The following is a 13,915-nucleotide window of genomic DNA, read 5'->3' on the forward strand; positions in this document are numbered from 1 at the left end:
CTAATATGTGTAGCTGCTCTCATCAAGCGCTACAGTTCCAGGCTAATCCAGCTAGTCATCGCAGCTGCAGGGAACGAAAGCCGCTGGTCTATGAATCGTGACTACAAAATTGCAGCTTCGTTGCCAGCTGCGGCCGATAGAGTGACCTCCGTAGGAGCAGCGGGAATGTATGGCTCGCTGTACGACATTGCGGATTTCTCAAACAGCTTCCCACATGTCGCAGCTCCAGACGTCGATGTGCTCTCTGCCTGGCCCGGGGGGAAATCTTCATTCGATTGGCTGTACAAGTGGCTTGCTCTCACATAGCCGGAGTTGCGGCTTTTGCTGGGAGCGGCTTCGAGAGGCACGAGCCCCCAGCTTGCTCAAGCTGTCTTTGCTCATCTAACTACACAAGCGCGTCGAGAGTGCTTCACTATAGGTTTCGACCCGAGCGATTTCGGTCACAGAACGTCGACAGTGCTCGCACCTGCGTGCTTTTCAATGATGGCTGCGCTCTAATCGAGGTATATTGCCCTATCGAAGAACAAGAGTGAGGAAGGACCCGTGCTGTTGCTCCATATCGCCGATATCCATTTTAGGTCACCGGATTGTCTCAATCCCGACCTAGACCCAGACCGCCCGTACCGAACTCGGCTTATACAAGATGTCAGATCCCGTGTTTCTGAACTCGGACCAGTAGGCGCGATTCTCATAGGTGGAGATATCGCGTTTAAGGGAGCTCCTGAGGAATATCAAGCCGCAATGGCTTGGATTACCGAGCTGGCAGCCGTTGCCGGTTGCCCGTTGGAGCGTGTTTTTGTGGTGCCAGGAAACCATGATGTGGATCGTGGCCTAATTCTTAGAACGCTTTCCACTCGAAATGCTCAGGCTGCAATCAAGCGTGCACCGGATGACCGTCGAGAGCGCGAGTTGCGGAATCAGATCAGTGATAGTGACACTAGTCGGGCTTTGCTTGCCCCCCTTGCAGCCTATAACGACTTCGCAAAGCGCTTAAACTGCCAAGTTTATTTACCAGAACGACTCTATTGGAAGCAGGACCTGGAGCTTGAGAATAGCGTTGTGTTACGCGTTCATGGCCTGACATCTGTAATACTCTCAGGTGCTGAGGGCCGAGATGATACGCGTGATAGCCTATATCTCAGCCCGCTTCAGACCGTGCTCGACCCTGTGGACGATGTGGTGAACCTTGTGTTGTGCCACCATCCACCGGATTGGTTCATGGATCAAGACGATGCCAGCGATGCATTTTGCGGTCGAGCAACAATCCACATGTTTGGGCACAAACACCGACAACGACTTCAGCTTGATCGCCAGTACGTTCGTTTCAGCGCAGGGGCGGTTAATCCAGATAGACAAGAGCTCGGATGGCAACCAGGTTACAACTTGGTTGAAGTGCATATAACTGGCTCGGGCCGAGACCGTAAACTGACGGTGGAAGCACACCTACGCCAATGGCAGACCAATCCAGACAAGTTCCGTGCGGTACTCACACCTGAAGATGAGTCCATCTTTTGCCATACTATTAGGTTTCCTGGAGAGGAACGTAGGGTCTTACCTACCGTTGCTTCGGAGACACCTTTCCTCAATGCCGTCTCCTCCACCGCAGAACAGATTCCAGAGAAAAAAGACGCTCTGGATCGTGAGCACGAAACCAACGGAGAAGCTGCCATGGGGGACGCCAGCACACGCAACTTGGTATTCCGCTTCTGGAATCTGACCGCTAGCGACCGTCGTGAGATCACATTGCAACTTGAGCTGATCGTGGAAGCTGAACTACAGCTTCCTGAACCTGAACGCTATGGACGCGCGCTGATTCGTGCCAGCGAACGTGGCAAGTTGGAAGACCTAGCCCGTGCAGTCATGCAAAGGGAGACGCAATAATGGCTACTTCGGTGGAACCTATGCATCAAAATTTCGCTCACTGGTATGACTCTGTCAGCATGGGTGATAACACCGCTCGACGTCACTGCCGTTGGGAAGGCCTTTTGAACGTCGTTGCCAACGCAGACAACGAAATTGTAGAAGCATTGCTTCGGCTGGCCTACGGAACTCGCCAGACACCACCACAATCATCCATCCAAACAATCCGTCAGCATTTTAAGACTGCTGATGAAACGTTCGAAATGGATGGTAATAACCGGGAACTTCAGATACTTGCAGGTGCTTGTCTGGCCGTATTGATGGAAGACACAAGCTCAGATCAAGCCGAGCGTGCCGCACTTGCTGTTACTACTACGGCGCTGGGCAGGGGGCGAACGACCAATCTACCAATGGATCTTGCATCTCTAGGAGATAAGGCAATTGACCTGCTTAGCGAGGCGAACCGCAAACGTCCTTCATTGGCTACATCCAAGGAACTCCCCACGTTTAATTTTGCTAAGTCAGTTGCAAAGGTAAATGAGCAACCAGACTGGGCCGGTATAGCAGAAGCTTTCGAATTAGCAGCTGAAGCAACGCGAACAGCGTTCAGCAGCCTGGCTGAACAGCAAGAGCAAGCAATCAGCGCTACAGCACACTTTATTCAGGTTCAAGACGAAGAATTGCAAATGCTGTGGTGGCTTACAGGTCAGCGCAGCAAAGACTATGACTGTGCTTTCGACATTTTACCGGTTGATGCGCAGCCATTCGTGTTTGCGAGCGAATTGGCCAATGCGACAGAACTCCTTCCTGGCCCGCCTTCAGTGAACGCCATCCTGTCACGAGCAGGACTAAAGGAACGAAAGAAAATCACGCTCACGGCGGCAGTTAATGCTCCAACCCCTCAGTGGCTGCAAAGGATGGTTGAAGAAATTGATCCATCGCCAGTATCGACTCCAATCCACTATGCAATTAAACGACAGATAGAGATTGGTGCAGGTGATGCTTGGGTTGCGGCTTGGGCTTCAGCCACAGGAATTAATGCGGAACATGCACTTTCACGGCTGATGCTAGGTGAACTTTTTTATCGTGAGCGCTTGCTCATATTGTTCGGGTGAATCATGGCGGCTGAGGACATCGAAACCATCGTTTGCGCGAACCCTGAATGTCGAGTCGCAGAGACGGGGCGCTGTGTAGAAGGCCTTGAATTAGATTCCTGCCCTCACTACGGAGAGGAGCCAGAGCATAGCGAGGCAGAAGGTGAAGAGTTTGAGGAGGAAAATCTTGATCAGAGCATCACACTTCCTTCGGCAGAAACCCTGTCACCCGAGGATGCATCGGAAATCCTCCGTCGGGGTGAGAGCCGTGTAATTGCAGTTTTAGGGCCCAGCGACTCAGGTAAAACTAGCCTCATTGCTAGCCTCTACGATCTTTTTCAAGAGGGGCCTGTTGCTGGAGTCGAGTTTGCAAGATCGCTGAGTCTGCATGCGTTCGAGCATGCCTGTCACGACGCTCGTGCGGCTTCTCGGCGAAGTGTTCCACATATGAACCGCACGCCCATTGGTGAGGTGAATTTCTATCACCTTGAGATTGCAGGAGTGGCGGATCGTAAAAATCTAGTTCTCCTTCTCGGCGATAGGGCTGGAGAAGAGTATCGAGCAGCTGCAGACGATGTTAGCGTCGTAGCCGGCTTTATGGAGATCTCTCGTGCCGATATCCTTACCGTTCTCGTCGACGGAGAGCGCTTACTTGATGGCGGACGACATAATCTTAAAAGCGACATTATCATGATGCTTCAGGGACTTCACGAAGGCGGTGCATTACGGCCTCACTCGCGTCTGGCCCTTATTTTAACGAAGTATGATGCAGTCATCGCCTCAGACCACGCCGGGCGAGCGCTCAACGATTTCAACTTGTTGCTCGGTGATATCAAGCTTTTTTTCGGTAGCACGTTAGCTGAAATCGAATCTTTCCAACTAGCCGCATCACCAAAATCCAACGCTGTTTCGCGGGGAACAGGGGTGTCCGAATTATTGACATTCTGGCTTAAACCAATCGCTGCGCCACGAGCATTGACTTTCGGCCGCCCTGAATTTGGACGAGCCTTCGCAAGATTGATGCCGCTCGATGAGCCGGTGGAGGAGCCAAATGGCTGATCAGTCGGTTGTTATAATTGGACTTCCATCGTCTGGAAAAACTACGTTCTTAGCCGCGCTTTGGCATCTTGTGACCGCACGTGATATACCAACAGCGTTGCGATTTGGCGGTCTGGGTGCCGGTGAAGCTTCGCACTTAAACGCTATAGCGCGACGCTGGCGGGACGCCAAAGTCCAGGACCGCACGGCGGTTGCGGGCAATCGGCTCGTAAGCATAAACCTCCTAGATCAAACCAATAACGTCGTGCGCGCAACATTTCCAGATGTTCCCGGCGAAGCTTACAGGCGTATGTGGGAAGACCGGGATTGTGACCCAGAGATCGCTGATATCTTGCAGGCCGGGGGCGTTTTGTTGTTTATCCATTCGGATACAATTCGTGCGCCGAAGTGGGTGGTTGACGAGGTTGAACTCTCCAAAGAGCTCGGTCTAGACGTTTCTGATAATGATAATGCGCCTTGGCATCCGAGACTTGCACCAACTCAGGTTCAGTTGATTGATTTACTTCAAATGCTGCGGATGCCCCCTTTGGACACCGGTCCCCGCCGATTGGCGATCCTATTATCGGCATGGGATAAGGCTCGTGGCGAAGGTTTAACGCCTGAAGTGTATTTAAAGAGCAAACTCCCAATGCTCTCGCAGTATTTAGAACGGGGAGCTGATGGCTGGGTTTTTCAGACTTACGGATTGAGCGCACAGGGTGGTGATTACGACCCAGTCGAAGTGACCACAAGGCCAGCAGCACAAGCTGAAGAATTGCGTGCACTCGATAGTGCTTCAATGCGAATTCAGTTAGTTGGCCCAATTCCAGAAACACACGATCTTACGGAACCACTTAGATGGCTGATGGAGTGAAGGAATCGTCTAAGCCAATAGTCCATCAAGCTCTCCATGGTTATGCCGACGGGCACCAACAGCTCGCAATTTCGGTGACATTGAAGCCACGGGATCAGAAGACACTTCTCGCTTTGAGCGACATTTCTGGTCCAGGTGCTAGATTGGACGAGAATGGGTATCTGACAGGATATCCTTTGCCTGATTCGGGCTTTTTTGCGATAGGTCGTACTTGGCCTGCACCAGAGATGCCACGACCCGGATGTGTCTGGACTCACACACTACTCATTGACTTCAACGACCTAGCCGGTTTTGAGAGTCTTACTAGCTTATTGAAGTTTTTCAAGCGTCCCACCGGCTTTAGCTGCTTTCAGGAGTATGCAAAACCTACTCGAATAGACACTGCATCCTCACCTACTTTATCAGGTGTCGCCGAAGCATGGGCGAAACCTGTATTGGCAGCGCTGTATGGAAAACCAAAGAACAAAATCGTGGTCACTCGGTCGGGTCCTGAGGTCGATACGGCGATGCTAGCGATATGGTCACAGCAGTGGCCACGACTTCGTAGAAGCTTCAGATTCTGTACTTTCGCCGCTAGCGACAGGTCAGTGGAAGGGGCGAATTTTGATCTCCAAATTTTGCCTAACTCCGATCGAAGCGTGCGAAATCGATTTTCAGAAATCGTGGACGCGGGCAACGTAAAGCTGAACGTATCTCCTTGGGTGGAAGACGCGCTACTAGATTTAGCGCATCCCGATCAAAGCGGTCTTCGCTCTTTTTTCCGCCGATTAGGATCCGACGTCGCTGGGGGTCGTGAAGTTTTTCGACCGCTTTGCCGACTGCACCGAGCGGTTGAGATATCCCCAAAAAATCCAGTAGCAGTTCATGAAGCTATTAGCCTTCTACAAGGCGAACTAGGAACGAAACAGGCGAGATCGGCGCGAGCTGTCGTTGCCAAGTCGGCACTTGAGACGGTCGATATGCTAGATGAGATGTCCTTCGACTTCCTTTGGGCTAACCTTAACCTTATAGAGCCTGATGTTCTGAAAGCTCTAGCTACTCGACTCGGGTTAACAACTTGGCATCGCGATCCTCGAAGATTAGTTAAACTCCTGAATAGCGAAAGCACCGAAAAAGTTGTTCTTCATCGAGTGATTTCCAAGTTGGAAATCTCCAAACTAATTGAAGGTATAAAGATTGCACCCGAGCTATTATCTCTCGCACTAACCCTTCGCCCAGAACTTATTAAATATCCGAGTTTTTGGTTGACCATCAAGACGACAGATGAATCTTTTGGCGTGGTAGAGAACAAAGACCAGCAACTAGCTGCTATCGCAGCTATGCTTACGGCGGGAAGAAGCGACCTGGCGCCAGTAACAGTTAAAGCTTTCGGCCCGGCAATCGTTTTTGAAGGATTAAGTAAAGAAAAAAATATCGCGGATGAGGATCTCAGTCTCTGGGTTAAAGCAGCTTCAGTTGACATTGAGTCTGTCGCTGAGTTTCTCGGAAGCCGCATTAATATCCCTCGAAAAATCATATATGCACTTGCAAAAATACTACCGCCAGATTTAGTACCGAATGACTATGGCGAGGACCCATGGTTTGTAGCTTGGCGAAATTCTGTGGACTCCATAGATGACTCCCAAGTCACATACCTACTAGTCTACTTCCTAAATCGAGCTCTGGGTTGGATATCTAAGTCTCAGGCTGAACTTCTACAACTGAGCTTCGAGCCAATACATAATGCACTCGCCCGTAACAGCCTCCCAGATGATTACTGGCGCACATTTGAGTCACGGTTGCCTTGGTCGAAATTTTGGTTCACTTGGGATCGCTGCCAGAGGTTACGCGCGGGTGTCATAGACAAGTTCGTAGACCACAATTTATCACCTCAGTGCTTTGTCCGGCTTACGCACAGTGATGTTCTATTTCATGCACTAATCGGTGTAACAGCTCAAAGTAACCGTGGGAGACACTATCTCAAGCATATCTATTGGATTATGAAGAGCGAACAAGATACTACTCTTGCTGGTCGGATATTCGCTATTGAGGAATTGATAGGGGGGAAAGAGCTCTAGAAACTTCATATAGGTTCAATTAGCTTGGGGGACTTTTAACCGTTTTGGCAATAACCTTCCTGAAAACTTCTGAATCGCCTCGGGTTTTGTAGGCACCTCCAACCCCCATGATGGGACTTGGAGGTGCCATGAGTCGTGAATGTTACCCCGGAGAATTCCAGGTCGAAGCGTAACCGTCCGGGCAACACATCTTCCTGACACCTTCGCTTGAGGCAATGATGTCCACTTAAATTTAAGTGGAGACCATTTTTAGCCTTTTTAAAGCGGACGCCTATGCCACAAAAACGCCGTTCTTACTCCAAGTCTTTCAAGGCCCAACTCATCTCCGAGTGCGCGCAGGCTGACACCTCAATTGCCAACGTCGCCTTGACTCACAACCTCAACGCTAACCTCGTCCATAAATGGATTCGGGTACAGATGCTGACGCCTGGCGGGAAGAAAACTCACCGCGCTTACGTCTGGGCCTATGCCACAAGCGAGTTCTCCGATCTGGCGGCGGTCGTTTACGACTTCAGCCCGAGCCGCACTGGCGAACATGCCCGAAACCTCCTTGAAAACTGGAAGGGCAAGCAGGTCTGCGATGACTTCGCTGGCTACAAGGCAGGCTTTGAACTGGGCGTCACCGAGATCGACTGCATGGCGCATGCGCGTCGGAAATTCTTTGATTTGCACGCGACCAACAAAAGCCAGATTGCCGAAAAGCGCTGCACTACATCGCTGCCGTGTATGAAGTTGAACGAGACGTACGCGAACTGGAACCGGGTGTCCGGAAGCGAATACGGCAGGAAAAAGCAGCGCCGATCATCGACGCATTTCATGCCTGGATGCTCGCCCAGCGAGATCTGGTGCCCGAAGGCTCGGCCATCAGCAGAGCACTCAATTACAGCCTGAAACGCTGGGCAGCGCTGTCGCGCTACCTCAATGACGGGGCCGTAGCCATAGACAACAATTCGGCGGAAAACCAAATTAGGCCATGGGCGCTTGGACGCAAAAACTGGCTCTTCGCAGGGTCGCTGCGCAGCGGAAAACGGGCTGCGGCAATCATGAGCCTGAATCAGTCGGCACGCATGAACGGGCATGACCCGTATGGCTATCTCAAGGATGTGCTTACGCGGTAGCTGCCGCACCAGTGGGTAGCTCCATCGCATTGATCTAATGGGCGTAACCCCATTAGATTTCCCATTTTCCCCCTGTCGTTGGCTAGATTTTCTTAACCGCGCCAAGATTTTCTTAAAATGTGCGCCGAACACTCAGAAAATATTAACCGAAAATGGCCGCGCAACCACACCTTGCCGCATTGCGCTTTCTGGACGACCTGGGCTTTGAACGACTTGGGGTAAGAACTACGTTGGCGCATGGAAATCCTAGCGATAAGGGTGATCGCGTTCGCTTAAAAATACGCGGACACCATCGCCCTTAATGCTGGAGTTCGGTAGGTGACTTGGCCAGACGGTTACGTCGAAGCGGCCAAGCATGAGACCGTATTTCTGAAATGGCCGCACGTCTGAGCATGTAGATGCATAGCCTGTACGCCAGAATCAGCGTAAGCGAGCGATGAACACACCTTCCGAACGCCCAAATTAAGGGCGATGGTGTCCGCGTATTTTTAAGCGAACGCGATAGCCATTAAATGCGCCAACGAAGCTCTTACCCCAAGCCGTTCAAAGCCCAGGTTGTCCAAGAATGCCTGCACCCGACGTATCCATCTCCAGCGTTGCCATCAGCCACGGCATCAATGCCAACGTGATCCGTAAGTGGCTGCCGATTTATCGAGATCAACCGCCCGCAACGCTGCCGGAGTTTTTACCGATAAAGGTCGAAAAGCACCGTTCTACTTAAATATGTCTACGTCCTAGCCAAAGATCTCATGCTTCTTTATTTCAGCATTGACAATCACTTCATATTTTTTGATTTTGGCAATCAGGTGTTGTTCTATTGATGCAAGCTTTTCCCACGTCAAACGTTGGTTTATATGTTTTATTAGTGACTTTGAGTTTATTCCGATTGCGCCTCTAATTTTTGGAGTCTCACGTATCGCCTTTTGAATGCTAATGTTAGGAGCCTTCATGAGCTCCGATCGAGCGTTGTCAATTACTGCGAATAGGATATCTTGGGTGAAACTATGCTGTCGCTCAATGTCGTCTGTAGTGAACACTTTGATTTTTGAATTTTCAAGATGAACCATAAAGCCAGGCAGCTCAACATCAAGGTAATGAACTAAAGATTCAGGAGTTCTCTGTTTTAGAGCTGTTGACAGTCGAGTTAGTGCTGGTTGATATTCTTCTAGGATGTATAGCTTGCCATATCTAAACTCATCTATATAGCCTAGAAATGTCAATGTTTCAGCCCAAGTATTATAAATTACAGGCGCTTGCTTGTAGAATTTTATTGCGAAGTCATCACTCGAGTTTTGTATAAATGAAGCCGCATGATATTCCATAATGCTTTTGTGCAAAAAGCTGGTCTGCTCAAACCCATCTGTTAACATAAGGCAGGCAACAGTTATGATATCCTTTTTAAAGCCCTCTATCTCGCAGTTTGACGCCGGGGTATACTTAATAGCTTTATCAAACGACTCCAGAAACTCTCTGTTCGTTAAGGTTCGTCCAGCACCGCCTTGCAAAACCATGAAGCAAAACGCATCAAACAGATTTTGTAGTTTCGATGCTGAGAGTCCGCTATAACGCTCCCTGTCAAATCCGGGCTTAATACCGTCATGCTTGATAAAAACTGCGTGAAAAAGCTTGTCGTAAAAATCGGGAAGAGTTGCTGGTATTTCAGTTTCTACATGATAGACCTGAACAAGGAGTGTTAGCATCAATGGCGTCGTGATTACACCCTTAATATTTGGCGGCGCGCTTGATATAGCTGACTGAATATTGAAGCGTACAATATTGTCGGGGATCAACTTTCTTAAAAATAATTCATAGTCTTCTTCTTCAAGCGGTGCTAGCGTCTGAATTTCGAAACCCGCTAGATTTTGCACTGCTTGAGAAGGGCGAGATGAAACTATTATCTTCAGCTCATCATGTACTTTATGAAGTTGCGAGATCTGATAAATGGTATTACCAACCATCTTGCTCGGTATTTCATCAAACCCGTCAAGTACTAATACAATCTTGTTCTTGTCTGCCAGGTAATTAAATATATGGTTCCCGCCATATATACCAGCTGCTTCCATATAGTCTATAACTAGACTCATGAGGGAGCGCTCTTGCGATATCATTCTCAACTCAATAAAGATGGGAATCATTGAACTTTCTACGGCAAAATTGCAGAGTTGGCGCATTAGGATTGATTTTCCTTGACCAACAATTCCTTCGATTACAGTGTTCGTGAAAATTAAATCTTTGGGTTGCGTACTCGGGGTTCTGGAGTTTTTTGTGGTTAGGCGAGACGGGTAATAAAATTCTTCAATTAGAATCCCTCTCTCCCTCGACCACATTGTTTTTACGGTATTTATGCTTAGCAGAATTTTAGAAAGTTTCTTCCCGGAGTTACCAGCCTCCCATTTCAAACGCTGGTCTTTTATAATTTCGGCACATTCTTTGACAAGTGGGGTAATTATTGGTGCTAGGGCTTTGGTGAGAGTTGGTATAGTCATTTCTAGCATCGGGGCAGTTCCTTCCTGCGATGTTTTAATTAGACCTTATAAGCCCATGCGCTGCAATTGATCGAGCGAAGGAGACTATTCTCCTAAAGCACTTTAATCTAACAAACTTGTAATGCTCGCATATTCATGGCGCTGAAACCACAGCTTCGAGCTCGGTGCCGTGGGCCTCTGTAGGTAAAACATGAGCAGGGTTCATCTTAAGGGCAATGATTGCAGGCTCTCACCAATCGGCGCGACCTGGCGAGATTAAGGCGGACCGAAGCAACCTCCTGTCCTTTATGCCTCATCAAATGGCTTACTGTGAATGAGACGTTACCTAGATCACGCCCCTTTACACTCCGCGATCTTCGCCGGACCTGTAAAATGTTAATGGGAGGGGGGCGGATCGGGAAAAGGAACTACGTAATCAATGCCAGCACCCTTTTCTTATTTTGACAGAGTAAATTCTACGGCGCTCGTACGCGACTTTCTTTGACCGTGTCTGCCTCTGGACGATTTCTGCCTGCCGCAACCATCAGCTATGGGGCTTGAGACTGACGATCAGCTAAGCCAAGCGCGAAAATTTCATAATATGTGACTACGCTTAGGTTCGTTTTGGGCTTACGGAATGCTACGGCTGTTGTGGAAGTCATTCGGAATTCTCTGGGTAGCGCCTGGGCATTCGTCCAGGCTGATTACCGAACCCTGACTAATACCAGGGTGCGGTAATCAGTCCAAAGCTGCGCGAATCAAAGACCATGGGCTGCTGTTTCATTCAGACTAGGGGTCCCAATATGAAGGTCGTCTGTTTCGCCAGCGTCTCTGGCGGTACCGCATACGCCAGAGGATGAGTCGACGGGATAACTTTTACGACAACTAGCCGATGGATCGCGTCTCCGGAGTTTAAAAACCGAGTGGATACCCTGGATGGTCTTGATGATCGGGTCGGCCTAATCGGTGCAATGGGAACAGGGTGACAAATCAAAGTCACTAGACTCACTGAGGTTGATTTACTGAAAGCTTCCAGTAACGGTTGACGGTTGATCTGGATAGGCCTAGCTCTCTTGAGATCTCTGCTTGGTTGAGGCCACGAGCACGAAGTTTTATTACAGATGCCAAATTGACCCCATTAGAGGGCTTACCAGGCTTTCTCGGAACAATCTTTCCACCGATCAACTGAGATCGCAGCTGTGACATTCCTTCTTGGGTCGTAAACTCAACCAGCGTCGCAGAAGCGCGCTGAAGTATTTGTTCAGGCTCTACGTCCTCTCGCAGTGCCACACACAGGGCAATCAAGGCTACTAAATCGAAGTTCAGCGCACTGGCAAGGTCATCGAGCTTACCGATGGATATATTGACTTGAGCTTGCTCTAGGGAACTGATAGTGCGTCGTACAGTAACGTCGGCAAGGTCTTCATATGCGAGACCCTTCATCCTTCGTATAGTCCTGATAGCTGCCGCGATCTCGTGATTTAGCACACAACCATCCTCAAATATGAGGATAGAGCCACATTGCGACCATTCCGATAAACGCACTATAATGCTCGTATTGGAACATCCATGCATTTGGGCTCCGATAAACTACCCGGATGTCGACCCGCAGGCTCGTTTTTCCGGGCCGAGCTGTAGGTGCCACTCAGGAAAAATTATGTTTAGAACGATGCGTGAAGCTGAATTGATGCCTAATTTGTTTAGAGCAGCAAACGGGTTTCAGTTTTGGTCTCTTGTGGAGTTAGAAACTATGTGGCCATGGTTCCACGTAGAGACCATCGATTGTAGTGGTAATGGTATTAATAGAGGGGTTGTTTTCGCTCCCAGCGTTCCGCTTCTGGCGGATTTGATCGGAGGAGAAAGCAAGACAGCTTGGATCAACCAAGTCCAAGTTGTCACCCCCGGTGAAATCAATGGTACAGGTAGTTGGAGAATGGAAGTGCTTATAAGCCTTCATGAGTTAGTTGATAGCGCAGGACAGGTTGTAGGACATGCATATCGAGTCGCGGCAGGAGCTGAGTATTCAACTGTCGCAAATTACGATCAGCACAGGCGTAATTTAATATATGCGCCCAAAGCATCAGATCGCTGACAGCGGAAGGCGGTTCTGCAGATAAAAATTTAGCTAGGTCAACTTAAGTGAAGAATTGCCTGGCTGAACACTATTGCCATAAAATATATTTCCATAGAACTCTTGAGAGCGGTTCACCCAAGCCACTTGAAAAAATCGGCGTAGAGCTCCTCCTATGACCACAATCTACAATACTGGGCAAGTCTTCTGTCCAATGCAGCAGGGTATATGAGGCCTACCTCAACTGCTTCGTATCAACTGAGTATCATAAGGTATGGAAATGCGATGAAAGGCCGACAGAAAGTAAAAAACCGCAAGTGGCATACAAAATCAACAATTGAAGCGGAAGCCCGAGAACAACTGCAAAAACGTTCTGAAAAGCAGGGAAGACTTCTCGACATTGCGGCGCAAAATGACAGGATACTGGAACCTGCTGGGCGACTTTCCGGTTGAACAATATAGTTTCATCTTTGTGGTATTTCGACTACTGAATAGTCGTTCACATAGTATAGGACATGTCACCTGTTCATAAAAGGCGTTAGGATGGCTACCTAAGCGGCTGACCTGATTGAGCGCTGCAGGTCCATCAGACATGCGCACTAGCACGTCTCAACGCCATGTGCGCGACGTTACCGTCCTTGGGTCTCGTGGGTAATCGGCACGGTATTCGGGAATACGGATGCCTGCCAATCCCGCCCACGTATTTCGTTTTCCTTCTGTAGGGGAAAATCATCATTTTTACTGAATCGCAAACCATCCATTCGCAGGTGCTTAATTATCTGCCAAATGAAATGCGATAACTTTTGCTCTGAGCCCGATTGGGTGCGACTCCCTTACTCTCGCCATTTCTCAGTGCTAAGGTCTGAAACCGAAGCCAGTACTCTGGAGATTATATACCTGCCACGAATGTCCGGACATGGCCGGAAACTGCTCTTCGTGACCGACCGCTCTCGGCAAAAAGTTGCCAGTCGCACTCGCTTCAGCATTAAATGAGGGAGATTACGCGAGGCCCTGACTCTATTTTTACCCATATCGTCCTTAATGCGAGTCTCATCATTCAAAAAATGATGCAGGCTGTAAGGAAACAAATCTTTTCTTTACTGGCTTAAAACGGTGCTAAGGACAAGAAATGTTCACCTTACGGATGCGAGTTCCTAACCCACCCGCAGAAATTAGGAGTGTCCAAACGACTCTAATTAACTAGCGGCGGGGAGGTAGTATCAGTAGCGGATGCAGGAGGGGCTGACAAGCGCCTCTCAACTCTTGCCTGATTGTGGATGGTTACTTGCTGCCCGGTTTCAGTAGAGTTCATACAGCTGACACTAACAAAGCATGCCG

At 49.2% G+C, this 13,915-nt stretch carries 10 protein-coding genes and 3 pseudogenes; 11 read left to right on the forward strand and 2 right to left on the reverse strand.

Going from position 1 to position 13,915, the window contains the following annotated elements; translation table 11 throughout:
• The first annotated feature begins 543 nt into the window (after positions 1–543).
• From HBN68_RS14650 to HBN68_RS14685, 8 genes and pseudogenes are all read left to right on the forward strand, one after another.
• Positions 544–1,881: a metallophosphoesterase gene (locus HBN68_RS14650; RefSeq protein WP_169965051.1), complete on the forward strand. Its 1,338-nt coding sequence runs from the start codon at positions 544–546 to the stop codon at positions 1,879–1,881.
• A complete protein-coding gene (locus tag HBN68_RS14655; RefSeq protein WP_169965049.1) occupies positions 1,881–2,975 on the forward strand; it encodes a GTPase-associated system all-helical protein GASH in 1,095 nt (364 codons plus the stop codon). The genes HBN68_RS14650 and HBN68_RS14655 overlap by 1 nt, the downstream gene beginning before the upstream one ends.
• A gap of 3 nt (positions 2,976–2,978) precedes the next feature.
• Complete coding sequence (locus tag HBN68_RS14660; RefSeq protein WP_169965047.1) at positions 2,979–4,013, forward strand: hypothetical protein; 1,035 nt, start codon at positions 2,979–2,981, stop codon at positions 4,011–4,013.
• Positions 4,006–4,866 (forward strand): hypothetical protein, encoded by an 861-nt coding sequence (locus HBN68_RS14665; RefSeq protein WP_178088566.1) that lies wholly within the window; start codon positions 4,006–4,008, stop codon positions 4,864–4,866. The genes HBN68_RS14660 and HBN68_RS14665 overlap by 8 nt, the downstream gene beginning before the upstream one ends.
• Positions 4,851–6,923 carry a hypothetical protein gene (locus HBN68_RS14670; RefSeq protein ID WP_169965045.1) on the forward strand — a complete coding sequence of 691 codons (2,073 nt, stop codon included), beginning with the start codon at positions 4,851–4,853 and terminating at the stop codon, positions 6,921–6,923. The genes HBN68_RS14665 and HBN68_RS14670 overlap by 16 nt, the downstream gene beginning before the upstream one ends.
• A 273-nt stretch (positions 6,924–7,196) precedes the next feature.
• Positions 7,197–7,322, forward strand: a pseudogene (locus HBN68_RS22420) (transposase); the annotation flags it as partial.
• A gap of 12 nt (positions 7,323–7,334) precedes the next feature.
• Positions 7,335–8,041: pseudogene (locus HBN68_RS14680) on the forward strand (IS66 family transposase); the annotation flags it as partial.
• A 565-nt stretch (positions 8,042–8,606) separates the two neighbouring features.
• On the forward strand, positions 8,607–8,762 hold the full coding sequence (locus tag HBN68_RS14685) for a hypothetical protein (protein WP_169965042.1): 156 nt from the start codon (positions 8,607–8,609) through the stop codon (positions 8,760–8,762).
• A gap of 13 nt (positions 8,763–8,775) precedes the next feature.
• Here HBN68_RS14685 and HBN68_RS14690 read toward each other — a convergent pair whose 3' ends face one another.
• Positions 8,776–10,536: an NACHT domain-containing protein gene (locus tag HBN68_RS14690; RefSeq protein WP_169965041.1), complete on the reverse strand. Its 1,761-nt coding sequence runs from the start codon at positions 10,534–10,536 to the stop codon at positions 8,776–8,778.
• Between the two features lie 739 nt (positions 10,537–11,275).
• Here HBN68_RS14690 and HBN68_RS14695 point away from each other — a divergent pair.
• Positions 11,276–11,392, forward strand: a pseudogene (locus HBN68_RS14695) (IS3 family transposase); the annotation flags it as partial.
• A 119-nt stretch (positions 11,393–11,511) separates the two neighbouring features.
• Here HBN68_RS14695 and HBN68_RS14700 read toward each other — a convergent pair.
• Positions 11,512–11,994: a helix-turn-helix domain-containing protein gene (locus HBN68_RS14700; protein ID WP_346010211.1), complete on the reverse strand. Its 483-nt coding sequence runs from the start codon at positions 11,992–11,994 to the stop codon at positions 11,512–11,514.
• A gap of 169 nt (positions 11,995–12,163) precedes the next feature.
• Between HBN68_RS14700 and HBN68_RS14705 the strand changes: the two genes are divergently transcribed.
• Together HBN68_RS14705 and HBN68_RS14710 are read left to right on the forward strand one after the other, a co-directional pair.
• Positions 12,164–12,598 carry a hypothetical protein gene (locus HBN68_RS14705; protein WP_169965036.1) on the forward strand — a complete coding sequence of 145 codons (435 nt, stop codon included), beginning with the start codon at positions 12,164–12,166 and terminating at the stop codon, positions 12,596–12,598.
• A 264-nt stretch (positions 12,599–12,862) separates the two neighbouring features.
• Positions 12,863–13,030, forward strand: coding sequence for a hypothetical protein (locus HBN68_RS14710; RefSeq protein WP_169965034.1), 168 nt, complete (start codon positions 12,863–12,865; stop codon positions 13,028–13,030).
• The last annotated feature ends 885 nt before the right edge of the window (positions 13,031–13,915 follow it).

Origin of the sequence: Pseudomonas sp. WS 5078, from assembly GCF_012985745.1 — a bacterium.
GTDB classification, from domain to species: domain Bacteria; phylum Pseudomonadota; class Gammaproteobacteria; order Pseudomonadales; family Pseudomonadaceae; genus Aquipseudomonas; species Aquipseudomonas lundensis_A.